The organism is Actinomadura geliboluensis, assembly GCF_043197915.1.
GTDB classification, from domain to species: Bacteria; Actinomycetota; Actinomycetes; order Streptosporangiales; family Streptosporangiaceae; genus Spirillospora; species Spirillospora geliboluensis.
On sequence record NZ_JBICUA010000009.1, the window covers coordinates 242,174 to 257,629 of the forward strand.

General features: G+C 68.5%; 16 protein-coding genes. 13 read left to right on the top strand and 3 right to left on the bottom strand.

Annotated features, from left to right (window positions below; genetic code table 11):
- Positions 1 to 8 precede the first annotated feature (8 nt).
- Entirely contained in the window at positions 9 to 1,823 is a 1,815-nt protein-coding gene (locus ACGFI1_RS28255) for a BTAD domain-containing putative transcriptional regulator (RefSeq protein WP_392789480.1), read from the bottom strand.
- Between the two features lie 202 nt (positions 1,824 to 2,025).
- On the opposite strand from ACGFI1_RS28255, the gene ACGFI1_RS28260 reads away from it, so the two are divergent.
- Positions 2,026 to 2,235: a DUF397 domain-containing protein gene (locus ACGFI1_RS28260; RefSeq protein WP_392789483.1), complete on the top strand. Its 210-nt coding sequence runs from the start codon at positions 2,026 to 2,028 to the stop codon at positions 2,233 to 2,235.
- 86 nt (positions 2,236 to 2,321) lie between these two features.
- Here the strand turns inward: ACGFI1_RS28260 and ACGFI1_RS28265 are convergent, their stop codons facing one another.
- Positions 2,322 to 3,197 (bottom strand): helix-turn-helix domain-containing protein, encoded by an 876-nt coding sequence (locus ACGFI1_RS28265; RefSeq protein ID WP_392789485.1) that lies wholly within the window; start codon positions 3,195 to 3,197, stop codon positions 2,322 to 2,324.
- Between the two features lie 248 nt (positions 3,198 to 3,445).
- Here ACGFI1_RS28265 and ACGFI1_RS28270 point away from each other — a divergent pair, with 248 nt between their 5' ends.
- The 12 genes from ACGFI1_RS28270 to ACGFI1_RS28325 all read left to right on the top strand — a co-directional run bounded on the left by ACGFI1_RS28270 (position 3,446) and on the right by ACGFI1_RS28325 (position 13,766).
- Complete coding sequence (locus ACGFI1_RS28270) at positions 3,446 to 4,045, top strand: hypothetical protein (RefSeq protein ID WP_392789488.1); 600 nt, start codon at positions 3,446 to 3,448, stop codon at positions 4,043 to 4,045.
- A complete protein-coding gene (locus tag ACGFI1_RS28275; protein WP_392789491.1) occupies positions 4,042 to 4,731 on the top strand; it encodes a hypothetical protein in 690 nt (229 codons plus the stop codon). Before ACGFI1_RS28270 ends, ACGFI1_RS28275 begins: the two co-directional genes overlap by 4 nt.
- Positions 4,728 to 5,948 carry a M48 family metalloprotease gene (locus tag ACGFI1_RS28280; RefSeq protein WP_392789494.1) on the top strand — a complete coding sequence of 407 codons (1,221 nt, stop codon included), beginning with the start codon at positions 4,728 to 4,730 and terminating at the stop codon, positions 5,946 to 5,948. Before ACGFI1_RS28275 ends, ACGFI1_RS28280 begins: the two co-directional genes overlap by 4 nt.
- A gap of 25 nt (positions 5,949 to 5,973) precedes the next feature.
- Positions 5,974 to 7,212: a hypothetical protein gene (locus ACGFI1_RS28285; RefSeq protein ID WP_392789497.1), complete on the top strand. Its 1,239-nt coding sequence runs from the start codon at positions 5,974 to 5,976 to the stop codon at positions 7,210 to 7,212.
- 152 nt (positions 7,213 to 7,364) lie between these two features.
- Entirely contained in the window at positions 7,365 to 7,544 is a 180-nt protein-coding gene (locus tag ACGFI1_RS28290; protein WP_392789499.1) for a hypothetical protein, read from the top strand.
- 251 nt (positions 7,545 to 7,795) lie between these two features.
- Positions 7,796 to 8,071, top strand: coding sequence for a hypothetical protein (locus tag ACGFI1_RS28295; protein ID WP_392789502.1), 276 nt, complete (start codon positions 7,796 to 7,798; stop codon positions 8,069 to 8,071).
- 112 nt (positions 8,072 to 8,183) lie between these two features.
- Positions 8,184 to 9,524, top strand: coding sequence for a tyrosine-type recombinase/integrase (locus tag ACGFI1_RS28300; protein ID WP_392789504.1), 1,341 nt, complete (start codon positions 8,184 to 8,186; stop codon positions 9,522 to 9,524).
- Positions 9,525 to 10,028: 504 nt separating this feature from the next.
- On the top strand, positions 10,029 to 10,328 hold the full coding sequence (locus ACGFI1_RS28305; RefSeq protein WP_392789506.1) for a DUF6247 family protein: 300 nt from the start codon (positions 10,029 to 10,031) through the stop codon (positions 10,326 to 10,328).
- The gene (locus tag ACGFI1_RS28310) at positions 10,325 to 10,582 is read left to right on the top strand and encodes a hypothetical protein (protein ID WP_392789508.1); all 258 of its coding nucleotides are present in this window, start codon (positions 10,325 to 10,327) and stop codon (positions 10,580 to 10,582) included. Before ACGFI1_RS28305 ends, ACGFI1_RS28310 begins: the two co-directional genes overlap by 4 nt.
- Before the next feature lie 954 nt (positions 10,583 to 11,536).
- Positions 11,537 to 12,316 (top strand): hypothetical protein, encoded by a 780-nt coding sequence (locus ACGFI1_RS28315; RefSeq protein ID WP_392789510.1) that lies wholly within the window; start codon positions 11,537 to 11,539, stop codon positions 12,314 to 12,316.
- Between the two features lie 15 nt (positions 12,317 to 12,331).
- Positions 12,332 to 12,949, top strand: a complete 618-nt coding sequence (locus tag ACGFI1_RS28320; RefSeq protein ID WP_392789512.1) for a ribonuclease D — start codon at positions 12,332 to 12,334, stop codon at positions 12,947 to 12,949.
- Positions 12,950 to 13,106: 157 nt separating this feature from the next.
- Positions 13,107 to 13,766 carry an HAD family hydrolase gene (locus ACGFI1_RS28325; RefSeq protein ID WP_392789515.1) on the top strand — a complete coding sequence of 220 codons (660 nt, stop codon included), beginning with the start codon at positions 13,107 to 13,109 and terminating at the stop codon, positions 13,764 to 13,766.
- Here the strand turns inward: ACGFI1_RS28325 and ACGFI1_RS28330 are convergent.
- Complete coding sequence (locus ACGFI1_RS28330) at positions 13,747 to 14,940, bottom strand: transcriptional regulator (RefSeq protein ID WP_392789517.1); 1,194 nt, start codon at positions 14,938 to 14,940, stop codon at positions 13,747 to 13,749. The two genes, ACGFI1_RS28325 and ACGFI1_RS28330, sit on opposite strands and share 20 nt — an antisense overlap.
- Between the last annotated feature and the right edge of the window lie 516 nt (positions 14,941 to 15,456).

A 15,456-nucleotide genomic window follows, 5' to 3' on the forward strand; every position in this document is an offset into this window, starting at 1 on the left:
CGGGTGGGTCAGCGCATGGACTTGCGGGCGTTCTGGAACGCGGCGCCGAGCGCGGCCATGCCGGGACGCTCGGCGGGGTCGGCCGCGAGCGCGGCGTCCAGCGTGCATCCGAACCGCTCCGGCAGGTCGGGGAGGACCTGACCGGCCACGGGGAGCGGGGCGCGCGAGTCCGGGGGACTCCCGGTCATCAGGTGGTAGGCGACGGCGGCGAGCCGGTAGACGTCGGTGTGCGGACCCGCGGGGCGTCCGGCGCCCGTCCGCTGCTCGGGGGCCTGGTGGTCGGAGCCGCCCTCGCCGTTCCGGAACGGCCGGGCGGCGAGGCCCAGGTCGCGCAGGGCCAGCCGTCCCCGGTCGACGGCGAGGACTGCGGCCGGGGTCAGCTCGCGGTGCGCGACGCCGAGCCGGTGCAGACGGACGAGGACGTCGCAGAGCCCGGCGAGGCCCTGGAGGAGCCCGTAGACCTGGAACGGGTCGAGCGGCCCGCCACCCGGGTCGATCATCGTGTCGATGCCGGGGCACGGGGCCCCGTCGGCCGGGGTGGACGGCCAGGTCACGGCGAGCGTGGTACGTCCGTCCGGGGCCCGCCGCGGTTCGCCGGCCGGGCGCGGGAGGCCTGGGGTACGGTCCAGTTCGGTCAGCAGACCGTGCTCGTCGGACAGGGCCTTGACCGCGTCGTGGGCCTCCGGGGTGTCGGCGCGCATGCTGACCTGGCGGAGCCAGACGTACTCGGGCCTTCTACCCGTCCGCTCCGGCTCGCGCCTCAATGCGCGCGCCTCGCGGTAGACGACGGCCTGGTCGGGGGAGTGCCGCTCGTCGAGGTACGGCGTGTGCAGGAGGTAGGTGCGGTCGCCGACGTCCACGTCGGCGCCGCCCTGCCAGCCGTCCGGTACTGCCTCGGAGCGCGGTACCGGCACGAGCGCTCCTTGGTCGCCGAAGTTGAGGCTGACGTTCTCGCCCCCGAACACCAGCCCTTGGACGTTCGCCGACCCGGTGATGCTGAACGGCTGGTTGAAGGTGGCACCGTAGTTGTTGGTCTGGCCTTTCGGCTCGTCTGGCTCGTCATGCGGCATGGCGGCTCCCTCGGCGGCGGTCGCGGATTCCTGGTTCCTGATCTGTTCGAAGAGTTCCTTCGTCTCCCTGCCGGGCTCCCGTTGGTACCGCTTCTTCAAGTTGCGCGTGAGGGTTTCGTAGACATCGATGGCCTTCGCCGGGTTGCCCGCCTGGCAGTAGGCGCGCATCAGCAGCCTGATCCGGTGCTCGTCGCACGGCTGGGCGTTGCTGTGCTCGCGCAGTTCCGGTACGAGATGCGCGCCGTTCCCCGAAAGCACTTCGGCTTCCCAGTACGCGGTCAGGACCTTCCGGAACTCCTTGCGCAGGCTCTCCTTCTCGCCCTCCGCCCAGACACCGGACACGTCCGCCAAGGGCCGGCAGTCTGCGGGCCGGACGTCCACTCCGCCCCACTCCTGGAGCGCCTCCCGTCCGAGGAGGGCAATCTCCAGGGAGTTCCGGACCCGGTCCTGGCAGGTGAGCACGTCCATCCGCCTGGCCCGGGCTTCGAATCTGCGCATGTCCACGTCGTCGGCGTCGACGTTCAGGCGGTAACCGGGACCGCGCTTGGAGAACCGTTCGGCGAATCCCGGCTCGGCCGCGTCCAGTTGGTTCTTCAGATGCTTGACGTGGTCCTGGACGTTCTCACGCGGCTTCGGCCTGTCCGGTTCCTCCGCGTATAGGACGTCGATGAGTTCCTCGGTTGTCACCATTCTCCCCGCGGCCATGAGGAGCCGCACGAGAAGCAGCAGGCGTTTCCCTTCGAAGGTAATCACAGCGCTATCCGTGACGGCCTCAACCGGCCCGAGCAAACGAAATTCCACGACCGATCCTCATCCCATCCGACCTGCGGATTCCAGGACGCCGCCAGGAGCGCGCCCGCTGTTCCATGAACGTGCCGGGAGCCTGCCGGAACGCCCGCAGATTCTGGCGTCGCCGACGGAAGGGATCTGGCGGCGAATCCAGAAGGGAACTGTTATGCGGGAGAGCGGAAAAGCGCGGCGGAGGGCCTCGCTGCGGTGGCGGAAGAGCAGCCACAGCGAGATCGACGAGTGCGTGGAGGTCAGCCTGGACGGCAGGGTGCTGTTCCTGCGCGACTCCAAGGACCCGGACGGGCCAGTGATCCGGATGGCGCCGGCCGCGCGGGAGGCGTTCGCAGCCGCGCTGCGCCAGTTCATCGACGGCTGACGCCGCGGAGCCGACCGGGGGATGTCTCTGCGCGCGCGCCGGGGCGTCCCCCACCCGGCAGGCGGCTCGTGTACGGCGCCCACCAGTCACTCCACCGAGGCACGCAGGTCGACGGCCAGCCGGGCGAGTAGGTGGCGGGCCTCGTCGGTGTAGACGGCCATCTGCCGCAGCGCCGCCCACGTACGCTCATACAGTTCGATCTGTTCCGGGGAGCGGACGGTAAGGCCGGAATGGATGGTCTCGATGGTCACGAACGTCTCATCGGGCTGCCGGCCGGTGTAGATCACGAACGCGTGCGAGGCGAGGGTCAGGGCCTCCTGCCCGCCTGGAATGATCCCGATGGACACGGTGCCGAGCGTGCTGAGCGAGGCGATGCGGTCGAGTTGGGCGGGCAGCGCGCGCCGACCGTCCGGGCCGGGACGCCAGCGCAGCGCGGCCTCGGTGAGCAGGAACTCGAACCGGCGGCCGGGTTCGAACAGCACGGCCTGCCGGTCGACCCGGGCGAACGCGGCGGCCGGGGCGCCCTCCCTGGCCTCGGTGACCGGAGACAGGCCGAACACCTGCAGGGCGTACTGCGCGGTCTGGAGCAACCCCGGAACCATCGAGGGGTGGAAGGTGCGCACCATCCGTGCCTTCTCCTCCCGTTCGGCCACGACGCCCTGCCGGTGCGACCGGCCGCGCAGTGCCGTCCGGTAGTCCTGGATCTCGGTTTGCGCATGCTCGGCCAGTTCGACGAGGCCCCTCCTGGTCGAGGGTGAGGCGCCGGTTATGCTCGCCCACCGGTCGACCTGGGCTGGGGTCGGCACCGCGTTGCCCGCCTCGATCCTCGACACCTTGGACTGGCTCATCCCCTCGATCCGGCGCGCCAGCTTGCGGCCGGAGATCCCGGCGTGGTCGCGTAGCCGCCGCAGCTCGGCGCCGAGCCGCTGGAGGTCCCCCTGCGGTTCGGCAGGATCGTCCATGGCCGTGCCGCCTCACTCTCGACGCCGGTCCCCGCGCCGGCACCGACTGATTCAGATTCGCGCGATTCACCAGTTAATCAGTCCGTGATTCGCTGCGTCAAGTACCTCGGACGGTTTGGGGAGCGCTCCCCGAACCATGCTCTGATCACGGCATAAACCTCCTCGTAGATGGGGAGGGCTCCCCGAGGCGCGTTCTGTCGCGGCCCATGCCTTGATGCGATCACGCGGGGCAGGGCACAGTGATTCACATGACTGAATCACTTTCCGACCGGGCCTACCGGCCCACCCCGGCGGTCATGCCGCGCCACGTGACCGGGAGGCGCCACTCCGCAGCCCTCGATGCCCGCCCCCCGGCCTGCCGCTCGCGGAGGCGCGGGCCGTCCCCGCAACGCCTGGGCCGTACCGCGCTGCTCGTCGACCTGGAGAACATCCTGTACGAGCGCGGGTGCCGCGTCCCGCGCGAGGTCGGCGCGGCGCGGATCGAGGCGATCTTCGACGTGGCCGGGCACGCCGACCACGTCCTCGTCGCCGGGCGGCTCTGGGCGCTGGAGACCCACCTCGGCGCGTTCGCCGCCCGGCAGGTGCCGGTCGCGGTCGCCTCCCCGGCGCCCGACGCCGCCGACCGGCTGCTCGGCGAGCGCTTCGAGTTCCTGGCGGGACGCGGCTTCGAGCGGTTCTACCTCGCCAGCCGGGACGGATACTTCGCCGCGTTCGCCGCCCGCCGGGACACCGTCGTCCTCTCCCCGAACCTGCGCACCGTGTCGGGCGACCTGCACCGGGCGGCGGCCGGGATCATCGTCCTGGGCGAGTGCCGTCCCGCGGCCGGTCGGGCGGTGCGGCGGCCATGATCCGGGCGACCGTCACCTACGGGCAGGAGCGCCACCAGGCCACCGAGACCGAGCCGGTCACGTTCGGCCGCGACCCCGGCTGCACGATCCGCCTCGACCCGGACGACCACGGCATCTCCCGACGCTCCGGCACGGTGCGCTGGGACGGCGCCATCTGGTGGTTGGTGAACGACAGCGGCACCCGCCCGCTTGTCGTCACCGACCCGCACATCGCGCGGAACCTGCTGCCCCGCCGGCGCCGTCACCCCCTCGACATCGTCACGCGGGTGATCGTAGACGGTCGGCTCGGCTCGCACGTGCTCATCGTGACGCCGCACGAGCAGCCCGCAGCGGACGCGTCCGACCCGGGCACCGAGCCCTTCGGGCTGTCCACGGTCTCCGGCCTGGACGTGAAGCTCACCGAGAAGGACCTGCGGGCGGTCGCCGCGTTGTTCGAGGAGTTCATGCGCACGTCGCGCATCGAGAACATCCGCACCTACCGGGACGCCGCCCGCCGGATCGGCCGCCACCACACCGAGGCGCAGGTGCGCAGGCGCGTCGAGAACCTGCGCAGGCGGCTGCGCGCCGCGGGCATCCCGCAGGTCGCGGGCGACCGCGGGCTCCAGCACCTCGCCGAGTTCCTCGTCCACACCGGCCAGTTGACGTTCGCCGACGTCCGCCGACTTCTCCCTAGGGATCGCGAATGAAATGCTCGAACTGCTCCACCGAACTCGTTTCGGGGGAGGACGCCTGCAGCTCGTGCCGCCGGCCCGCCGGGGACTGGCCCGCACCGCAGGACCGTCCACCCCGCTTCCCGAGCGCCGCGTCCTGGCTCATCGCCGGGACGACGCGGAACCTCAGAGGTGCGACCGTTGCGCTGGTCTGCGCCTGGTTCAACGTCCCGTTCGCCGTTCTCTGCGGGCTCCTCGGCGCGGCGCTTGCCGGCCTCGTCGGGTTCGTCAGCGGCGCCCTCGGAACGCTCGGCATCCCGGTCATCGGGGACGCGCTGCCGAACGGCGCGTTTCAGATCGGCGGGCTGACCGGGACCATCGCGGGCGCCTTCACCGGAATGGTCGGCGGCGTCCTCGTGGGCCTGTTCGGCCCCTGGCTGCTGCTCTCCTCGGTGGACCTTGGCACCGCCATCGGCATCGCGTTCGGCCAGCTGCTGGCCGGATCCGCGATCGGCGCCCTGTCCACGGTGTGCTCGGTGGCGACCGAGCCACTGCGCCTGAAGGCCGCCGGGGTGCGCAGGCTCAGCCGCCGCGAGCGCGAGCTCGTGATGCCGATCGCCGTCGAATGCGCGCGCCGGCTCGGGATCGACGGGATCCCGCACCTGCTGATCGACGACCGCGCCGACCTCAACGCGTATGCGCTGAGCAGGCACATCGTCCTCCACCGGGGGCTGCTGGACGAGTTCTGCCATGACCCGGACGTGCTCGCGGCGGTGATCTGCCACGAGCTGGCACACTGGAACAACGCCGACCCGATCGCGGCGGCGTTCGTCCGGGGCGTGGCGCTCCCGCTGTACATCCCTTACCTGATCGCCACCGCGATACTGCGGGTGGCGCGCGGTTCGCTGCTGATGTTCGGGCTGTGGCTGTTCATGTGGCCGTTCCTTTTCACGACCCGGTACCTGGTAATGCCGATGCAGGCGGCCGATTCACGGGCGGCGGAGTACCGCGCCGACCGGGCCGCGAAGCAGGCCGGGCACCTCGCCGGAATGCGGCGCTTCCTCTCCCGCACGGGCGGCATGGTAGACGGCGCCCGCGACCGCTGGGAGGACGCCGTCCACCGGACGCATCCGCCGACCGAACTACGCCTCGAACGGCTTGAGGCGGCGGGCGAGACGTACTCGCTGCCCGACCCCGACGCCCCGATCCGGCCCCTGCCGGTCACCATCACGCCTGACTGCCAACCGGGCTAGGACGACTCACGAAGGCGAGACGGCCATGACCATCCAGGAATCCTGCCACCGCTGCCGCACGATCGCGCTTCCGGGCGTGGCAGCCTGCCTGCGCTGCGGCGAGAGCCTCGGGCCGGACCGCGTCCGTCCCGAGACCGACGAGACCGACGAGACCGGACAGCCTCCCGAGCCCGCGGCCGAGCCCGCACCAGCGCGGGCCGCCCCCGCCACAGAAGGTCTCTGGGTCGACCCAGAGAAAGGCCCCAAAAGGCTTCTCTGGATCGTGACGGCCTTCGCGTCAGTGGCCGCGCTGCTCCTCGGTCAGTTCCTCGTCAAGGCGACGTTGTTCTCACCAGAGACCGTGGTCCGGCAGTATTTCTCGGCACTCGGCAAGCGCGACGCCGAAGCCGTGCTGCACACGCTCCCCCCGGACGACGCAGAGCAGCTGCGGGGCTCTCCCCTCCTGTCGCCGGAGGCCCTGCGGAACCCCGGCTACGAGCCGCCGTCCGACCTGGAGATCCTCGACGTGACCGAGGAGGACGTGACCGAAGAGAGCGGGGAGAGGGAGGACCGCACGGCGAGCGTGAAGGTGCGCTACGTGGTCGGCACGGCGCGCTACACGTCCTTCCTTCGGCTCATCCGGGACGACGACAGCACGCTGGCGCTCTTCCACCGCTGGCGCGTGGCCGACCTCGGGGTGCCGCTCTCGGTGACGGCGCCCGGCTCCACGGAGGTGATGGTCGACGGCCAGACCGTGCGGGCCCAGCCGGAGCAGGAGGGCATCCAGACCGTCGCGCTCGTCGGCCGCCACACCGTGCGCCTGGCGGACAACCCGATGCTCGAAGCCACGCCCACGAAGGTCGCCGTCACCTACGCCGCCGCGGCGGACGGCGACGCGGGCGCGTCCGTCGACCTCCCGGTGAGCATCAGGCCGTCGGCGAACGCCGAGGTCGATCGGCAGGTCCGGCAGCTGGTCGACCAGTGCGCGCGGAGCCACGACATCGCGCCGAAGGGCTGCCCCTTCGCCGACCCGTTCCACTTCGGCGAGGTCTCGGACGTCCGCTGGAAGGTCACCGCCTATCCCCAGGTGACCCTGGAGAGGGCGGAGTACGGCGACGCTCCGGTCGTCACCACCGTCACGCGCGGAACGGCCACCGTCTCCGGAACCGAGGAAGGCTACCTCGGCAAGGAGCCGTACTCCCAGTCGGTGGAGATCTCGGTGGAAGGCACCGTGCGCCTCGTCGACGGCCGGATCCAGCTCGTCCTGCCGGGAGGGCCGGAGTGACGTGCGCCCTAGTCTTCTTCGAGATCGCCGTCCGCCGATGAGTTCTCGCGGCGGCACCGGTCTCGGCATGACTGCCACCTATGAGCCTGCGGACATCGAGCCGCCGACCTCCGACACCGCCGAGCCGCGACGGACGCCTCCCGTCATCCGACTTGGTGCTCGCGACGTTCGTGGTCATCCTCAACGAGAGGATCATGATCAACGCGATCCCGCGGCTGATGACGGACATGCACGTCACCGAGCAGGCGGCGCAGTGGCTGTCCACCGTGTTCATGCTGACGATGGCCGCGGTGATCCCAGACGGGCTGGTTCCTGCAGCGGGTCAGCGCTGATCACCTGGCGCGGCCTCCGCGCGGCTGGAGACCGTCGGGGAAGCGCGGCCCGGCGTCATCGACCGGGGCAGCGTCGCCGCCGCGGCCGCCGGGTTCGGCTCCCTCGTCTACGGGCTGAGCCGGTTCGGCACGGGCGGCTCGACGGCCCCCGCGCTGATCGTCCTGGCCGGGGCCGTCCTCATCGCAAGTCTTCGCGGTGCGCCGGCTGCGCCTGCAGCGCCACGGCACCCCACTGATGGACTTGCGCATCCTTGCGCCATTGCAACTTCTCGCTGTCCCTGCTGCTGGTGTCGCTCGGCTTCACAGCGATGCTCGGCTCGATGATCCAGCTGCCGATCTCCCTGCAGAACTTGCGTGGCCTCAGCCTGCTGGAGACTGGCCTGCTGGTGATGCCCGGCGGGCTGGCGATGGGGCTGCTCGGCCCGGGCGTCGGACGGTTCTTCGACCGCTTCGGCGGCCGCCTGCTCATCGTCCCCGGGCGGTCGGCATTGAAACCCACCGGGTTTGTTGAAGTGAGGTGTGCCTGACCTCCAGGCTTGAGTTCTCTGAATTCAGCGGTCGCCCTCTTCGTCGGCTGTGTAGATGGCGGGCATGGTGCTTACCAAGGGTCCTGGCGGGGTGTACCGCCGTTGTGGCTGTGTGGACCAGCAGTCGGGGAAGGCGTTGGGCGCGCAGTGTCTGAAGCTGCGGGCCGGTCACCGGCATGGGAGCTGGTATGTCCGGCTGGAGTTGCCGGTGGGTGCGGATGGGCGGCGGCGTCGGATCCGCCGTGGCGGTTTTGCCACGCGGAAGGCGGCTGAGGAGGCGCTGGCGCAGCTAGGTAGGTCGTGCGGGGCGGGTGGTGGTCTGCTCACGGTAGGGGAGTGGCTGGCGCAGTGGCTGGCCACTCGTGCCAGGGCGGCGTCCACGATCAAAAACTACTCTTGCCATGTCCGCCGTTACCTGGCCCCGTACCTGGGGCGCATCGTGCTGGCCGAGCTGTCGGTGGCCCACCTGCAGGCGATGTTCGCGGGCATCGCCCGCCAGCACGATGCGCGCGGCGCGCCGCTGTCGGCGGCGACGTTGAACCGGATCCGGGCGACGCTGCGCACGGCGTTGAACGCCGCGATCCGGCAGGGGCTCATCAGCGACAATCCTGCGTCTCGCGTGAAGCTGCCGGTGGCGCGGCGTCCGCGTGCGATGGTGTGGACCGCGGCGAGAGTGGAGCACTGGCAGCGGACGGGGGAGCGATCGCCGGTCGCGGTGTGGACGGCCGCACAGACCGCCGAGTTCTTGCAAGCGATCCGGGAGCACCGGCTATATGCGGCGTTTCACCTGATCGCACTGCGGGGGCTACGCCGCGGAGAGGCGGCTGGGCTGCGGTGGTGCGATGTGGACCTGGACCAGCGGGTCGCGGTGATCTCCCAGCAGATTCAGCAGCACCAGGGCTACCTGACCGCGTGCCCGCCCAAGACCTCCACCAGCGCCCGCGTCATCGCGCTGGACCGCACCACCGTCACCGCATTGCGCGAACACCGTGAACGACAACGCGGCGAACGGCGGCAAGCGCGGGCGGACTACCGCGACAGCGGCTACGTGTTCACCGCTCCCAACGGCGACCCACTGGCCCCGGAACGGCTAACCCGACTGTTCCAGGGACTGGTCGCCGAGCACAGGCTGCCGCCGATCCGGCTGCACGACCTACGTCATGGCGCGGCGACGCTGGCGTTGGCGGCAGGGGTGGAATTGAAGGTGGTGCAGGACATGCTGGGTCATTCCAGCATTGTTCTGACTGCCGACACCTACACCTCGGTGCTGCCTGAGGTCGCTCATCGTGCGGCTGAGAAGACCGCCAAGCACGTGCTGAAGGCGGGGCGGCTGGTGCCCGGTACCAACCGGGTGCGCCGACGAGACACTGGCCACCGGAAACGCCGCAAGAGCGGCACCGCCCTGACACCGGCGCCGATGACGCATCCGGCGCGTCAACTCGGCCGGCCGTAACGCTGCTGAATACGCGAACGGCGGATCCGCCGCCGTTCGGTAATCGTGAGCCTGGGGCTCCCCGTCCTTGTTTTCGAGTTGAGGGCTAACTGGATAACCGGACGCATCGGCCACGGTACGGTCGGTGCGCGGTAGGTGCTGCCCGGCCGCGGCGCAGCGCTATTACCCAAGCCGCTACGTTGGGATGTTCCGGTGTGCGTAGAAGTGTCCGGGCCCCAGGTCGGCCCCAGTCCGGCCCCACATGCTCTGGGCCGACCCGCCCTGGGGAGGGCGTCCATGCAGGTCAGGGTGTGGCGCGCCCGGCAGGATTCGAACCCGCGACCGTCGGATTAGAAGCCGAGGATCTCCGGCGGCTCCGCACCCTCGTTCACCTGCGCGTACTCTCCGGCGGGACGGTGCTCACCGCAAGATCATTCCGTACATGCTCCGGATCTTGGTCGGGGGCGGCTGCTTGCTCCGCGGGAGTCTCAGTGCGGCGTGCGGCTCACAGGTAGATTGGACGCCATGACCGCTCAGCCCGAGGAACCGACCGCGCCGCGCGATCCTGGCGAGGATCCGGCTGCGATCTTCGATGCGCTCCCGCCGGCGCATCGTGACCAGTTCCGGGCCGAGTATGACGAGGCGCTCGACGCCGCCCACGACCTGGCGCGCTTCAAGCAGGTCCAGACCCTTCTTCGGCAGTGGCGCCTGCGGGCCATCGCCTATGACCGTCCCGGATACGAAGAGGCGGTGCAGGACGCCCTACAGGGCAGGGAAGACACCTTCGTTCGCTACACCCCTCCGGGCTGGGAAGGCCGGGTGTGACGTACCGCTGGGACGGCTTCCACGGACGCGCGCTGTACGAGCTGAACGGGCTTCCGAACGAAGTTCGCGATGGCCCACTACTTGAGCGCCTCCTCGACCTCCTGGAAACGCCGTGGGACGCGGTACCGGAACGGCCAGGCCAGACAGCCGTCCGACATGCCTTCTTCGGCGCGAACGGCGAGGGCATGCTCACGCTGCTGGTCGACGACGAGGCTGAGACGCTGCGCATCATCGACATCATGTGGTTGGGGTAGCGGCGTAGCTGCGTTCGATCATGGCCAAGGTGGCGCGTCTGTTCCGTCATGGTGGCCTCGTGTGGAGGGTTGATCGCATGCGGCGGCGTCCGCTGCTGTTGCTGTCACGGCTGTCATGGAACCCTTCAGCTAAGCCGAGCGTCTGATCCGCAGACATGCCCGACCTCTGGAGACTTGGTGACTCCTGAACGCGACCGCCGTCAGGGAACAGGCTTGGCAGTACTGGGCGCATTGATGGCCGTGCTCTCGGCGCTGGCAGGTTGGGCCGACTCCGAGCTGATGCGGGGCCTACTTCTCGTAGGACTTGCAGTGACAGGTGCAACGCCCGGTGCCCTAGCTGTTCAAAAAAAATCGCATTACCTGAATCTGCCACGACGCGAAGCGCGCAGAGTTCACCTCGTCTGAGCTTCCCGTCTGCCGTCGTCCCGCGCTCCGCGCTGCCGGGCCAGGGCCAGGGGGTGAAGGTGGAGCGCCCCACTGGACGAACGACCTTCACCCCCTGGCCCTGGTCTGGTAGATCTCCGATCGGGACGGCGGCAGACGGGAAGCTCAGGCCCTACCTCAACCCTCGGTGACCGTCACGGGCTCAGCTCCTGCTTCCCGGAGCCGGAGTGCCCCCGCCGGAGGCAAGAAAGCACCTCGGCCACGCGTGATGACCTGTGGTCTGGGCGGCGGCGCGGACCCCGTGATCGCCGGCGGCTGGCGGACGGGGCGGCGGTGTCGCGATGCGCGGCCCGGCGCGGCCGTCCGGTGACCGGCGCCCACGCCGCACGCTCCGGGCGGCCTGGCGCGGGGCCGCGCAGCGGCCTGAGCGCCGCCGCCCCTTGATCCTAAACAGCCCAATTCGGCAAGCTCAGCACGGGCAACCTTGTCTCCGGCACCTCGGTGCCTGAGGGCCTGAGCGATAGTGTCAGACCCCCGGCATACCCTCCGGACTGTGCAGAGGAGACACAGGTGCCATCATCACGAGGCCCTTACTGGAAGATCACCACCCTCAACGTAGTCATCGCTGCGATAGTCGCGGCTGGGCTGGGGATAGCAGCGCTGTTTTTCGGCGGTCGAGAGAGTCTATGGTCGGGCCACAAAGGCATCCAGGCATTCGTCAACGGGGTAGGAGGGGCGCTCATCGGCGCTGTCGCTCTTGGAATCCTCTGGGAGCTCGTAGGAAAGCGCGCTCTCGTAGACGAGATGCACGAAAAGTTTGAAATGAGCGCAGACGTGAAGACGGCAGGACTAGTCGGCATAGGAACAAACTATGTAGCCGACCCTGATTGGGATAGCTATTTTGCCGGCGTCTCTAAACTCGATATTTTTGTTGCTTACGGGCAAACGTGGCGCAACCAGCATCTAACGCAGCTCCGGGAAGTGGCTAGGCGCCCAGATGCCCGAATTCACGTCTACTTGCCCGACCCTGAGGATGCGACCGAACTCAAGGCTCTCGCTCGAAAGTTCGGATCCGATCTCTCAAGTCTGCGCCAAAAAATTGAAGAGACGCGGGCCGCTTTCCAGGAGCTCGCCCAACCAGGCGGAGCCGAAGTGACGGTTTACTATCGGCCACCGTATTCCGTCTTCAGTTTCTATCGCTTCGATTCGACGGCCGTTATAACGTTGTACAGTCACAGTAGACGGCGCCAGCCTGGGGTGCCTACGCTAATTTGCAAAGCTGGCGGTTCGCTCTTCCAGTTCGTATATGATGAAATTTCGGCGTTGCGCGATGTATGTCGCCCAGCCTAGGTAGGGTTACCACTAATGTCAGCAGTCATCGTAAAAGGTGATATCTCAGAGAGTGCGTTCCAACTCCTGCGCGGATCGGACTGCATAGCATGGGATATCGAGACATCTGGCCTGGACTGGCGTACGGAAAAGATTGGCACCTGCCAGATATATGCCCCCGAGACAGGTGTTATCGTTACGCAAATCTCATCAACGGTACCCACTTATCTGCGGCAACTACTTATCGATCCCGGCGTACCGAAGATATTTCACCATGCTATCTTCGATTTGCGCTTCATGGCGCACGCATGGAAGGCCGAGCCATCTAACATTAGATGCACCAAGGTGGCATCCAAGCTACTGTGGCCGAAGATAGACAGTGACCAGCATAGTCTTAAGGCCCTACTTAACCGGGTGTTGAACGTGAGGATCAGCAAGGCGCAACGACTCACGGACTGGACGTCAAACACGCTGACTTACGCCCAAATTGAATACGCCAGTGGGGATGTCAAGTATCTACCGAAACTCCTTGAGACTCTTCAGCAAGAAATGCGATCCGCTGGACTAGATGACTTGTTTTCCAAATGCATGGAGTTCATGCCTGCGCGAGTTGAACTTGATCTAGGAGAGTGGCCGGACATCTATTCATACTAAGAGGGCATGTTTATGCTCCACCCACGTGAGCGGCGGCAGCACCAGACACGCCGGGCACGGTGGAGGCGAAGAGGTGGAGAAGGGCTTCATTCTGCGGTGATGGCTGCCGTCCTGGGGGCACGCTGGACGCAATCGGGCCGCCCGTAGGGTGGGTGACATGATTCGCGCTGTGGTGTTCGATGTGGGCGAGTGCCTGGTGAACGAGACTCGGGAGTATGGGACGTGGGCTGATTGGTTGGGGGTGCCTCGGCATACGTTCTCGGCGATGTTCGGGGCGGTGATCGCTCGGGGGTTGGACTACCGGGAGACGTTCCAGGTGTTCGCGCCGGGGTTCGATCTGACGCAGCAGCGGCAGGAGCGGGCCGAGGTGGGGCGGCCTGAGACGTTCGGGGAAGAGGACTTGTACCCGGATGCGCGTCCGACGCTGGCCAAGTTGCGGGGTGATGGGCTGTGGGTCGGGATCGCGGGGAATCAGACGGTGCGGGCCGGCGGGATCCTGCGGTCGTTGGATCTGCCTAGCGACATGATCGCGACGTCGGATGACTGGGGTGTGGCCAAGCCTGATCCGGGGTTCTTCCGGTGCGTGGTGGACGCGGCGCCGTGTGACGCCGGTGAGGTGCTGTATGTGGGTGACCGGCTGGACAACGACATCATGCCCGCGGCTGCGGCGGGGTTGCGGACTGCGCTGATCCGGCGGGGGCCGTGGGGGATCATTCAGCAGGACGACCCGGAAGCCGACCGCGTTCCGACGATGCGGATTGATTCGCTGGCCGAGCTTCCGGGCCGTATCGCTGAGTTCAACGCTGGAGAGCGCTGAGGGTCGTCTGCCATCCGTACAGGCGGTCGTCCAGGCGGCGGACGCATTCGGTGTCGGCCCATGGCTGGAGGGCGCGGCGGACGTCGTGAACGCGGTCCATGCCGGTGGCGTACCAGGTGACGGCGAGTTGGTCTAGGGCCTGCTCGGCGTAGGAGCATGCGGCCTCGGGGTCGCGCTGGGCGACCTCGACGGCGGCCAGGTCGCCGAGGATGACGGCGCGTTGTTTGGCGTTGGTGTCGCCGATCGCCTCCAGGACGCCGAGGAGTGTGGCCTTGGCCTGGGCGGGCTGACCGGCTTTGAGCTGGGTGTCGCCCTTGAAAGAGGCGAGGCTGATCGGCGAGAACCAGTTGAACCAGTCGGGGGCCGGCTGTCCGGTGCTTTCGGAGAGCAGGTGTTCGGCGTGGTCGATGAGGCGTAGGGCCTCGCGGGGGTGTCCGCATCGGGTTTCGCACTCGGCCTCGACGGCGTCCAGCCATGCCAGGAACTCGGCGGGGGCGGTGCCGCGTCGGGCGTAGGTGCGGGCGGCGCGCATGCGTTCGGCGGCCTCGTCGCGTCGGCCGTCCCATCCGGGGATGAACGCGGCGTGAGCCAGGATCGCCGCGCCCAATAGCGGATCGTTGGCTTCGCCGGCGGCCTGGAGGGCTCGGACGTATGAGGCGTCGGCGTCGTCTGGCTGGCGTAGGTCGAAGAACTCGATGCGGCCGACCAGAAGCAGGGACTCGGCGAGTGCGGTGGCGAGGATGGTGCGGGGGACGCCGGTTGTCTCGGCGAGGAGCTGCGTGCCGAGTTTGGTGTGCTCGACCACGGTGGGGTGGAGCTGGGCGGGCTGAACGGAGAAGTAGAGGCGTCGCAGTGCGCCGTTGATGGCGGAGAAGTCGGCTCCGACCGTGGGCGGCTGGACGGCGGCGTTGGCCTTCGGGAGTGGGAGTGCGGCGCCGGTGCCCTGGCTGGGGACGGCGGGCGTGGTGGGGTTCGGCCGTGAGGGGGCCGACGTGTCCGATGTCTCCCATGGCGGGGTGAAGCCGAGTTGTTCGACGGGCAGTTGCAGCACGTGGACCAAGAGGCGTTGGTGGTCGGCGCGGGGCCACGGCGGGGACGCCGACTCCCAACGTCGGATCTGGCGGGCGCTGATCTGCATGTTGCCCAAGCCCAGCAGCGGGGCGGCTGCCGTCATGGCGTCGGCTAGCGCCTGCTGGGATGCGTACCCGGCGTGCTGCCGGGCTGCCTTGAGACGGGTGTTACCTGCTGGGCGCGGCATCGTCGTTCCTTCCACGGTGAGTCCTCTACGGGTCCGACTTTAGCGCCCATAGGGGCACCGAGCGGACGCTGTGACGTGTCTAACCCCGACTTGCGTCCTCGTAACGTCCTTAAAGAGTCCTATGTGCGGCCTTCAGTAGGACGCTGCGGCGCGGGAGTGTTTGTCGCATGCGAGACGAGCAAGCGAGCAGCGAGTGCGGGCACTGCGGCGGTCGTGGGTGGAAGTTCGTTCATCCGCGGCGGGCGGTGCTGGTCGGGGTGCCGGTGGGTTCGGGGCCGGAGGTTGTGCGGGTGCCGTGTCGCTGGTGTGCGCCGTCGCGTGAGGCGTGTGCGGCGTAGTTCGTCCAAGGCTGCGGGGCCGGTGGGGGATCTCGTGGCGGCTGTGGCGTGGTCGTGCCGGGCGGTGCGGCTGCGCTTGCGGGGTGGTAGGTCG

What these genes read in the sequence shown, in the direction of transcription:
- ACGFI1_RS28260 (WP_392789483.1), top strand. Translation starts at nt 2,026, where the DNA reads ATGCGGGAGAGCGGAAAAGCGCGGCGGAGGGCCTCGCTGCGGTGGCGG.
- ACGFI1_RS28265 (WP_392789485.1), bottom strand. Translation starts at nt 3,197, where the DNA reads ATGGACGATCCTGCCGAACCGCAGGGGGACCTCCAGCGGCTCGGCGCC.
- ACGFI1_RS28270 (WP_392789488.1), top strand. Translation starts at nt 3,446, where the DNA reads ATGACTGAATCACTTTCCGACCGGGCCTACCGGCCCACCCCGGCGGTC.
- ACGFI1_RS28275 (WP_392789491.1), top strand. Translation starts at nt 4,042, where the DNA reads ATGATCCGGGCGACCGTCACCTACGGGCAGGAGCGCCACCAGGCCACC.
- ACGFI1_RS28280 (WP_392789494.1), top strand. Translation starts at nt 4,728, where the DNA reads ATGAAATGCTCGAACTGCTCCACCGAACTCGTTTCGGGGGAGGACGCC.
- ACGFI1_RS28285 (WP_392789497.1), top strand. Translation starts at nt 5,974, where the DNA reads ATGACCATCCAGGAATCCTGCCACCGCTGCCGCACGATCGCGCTTCCG.
- ACGFI1_RS28305 (WP_392789506.1), top strand. Translation starts at nt 10,029, where the DNA reads ATGACCGCTCAGCCCGAGGAACCGACCGCGCCGCGCGATCCTGGCGAG.
- ACGFI1_RS28320 (WP_392789512.1), top strand. Translation starts at nt 12,332, where the DNA reads ATGTCAGCAGTCATCGTAAAAGGTGATATCTCAGAGAGTGCGTTCCAA.
- ACGFI1_RS28325 (WP_392789515.1), top strand. Translation starts at nt 13,107, where the DNA reads ATGATTCGCGCTGTGGTGTTCGATGTGGGCGAGTGCCTGGTGAACGAG.
- ACGFI1_RS28330 (WP_392789517.1), bottom strand. Translation starts at nt 14,940, where the DNA reads ATGACGGCAGCCGCCCCGCTGCTGGGCTTGGGCAACATGCAGATCAGC.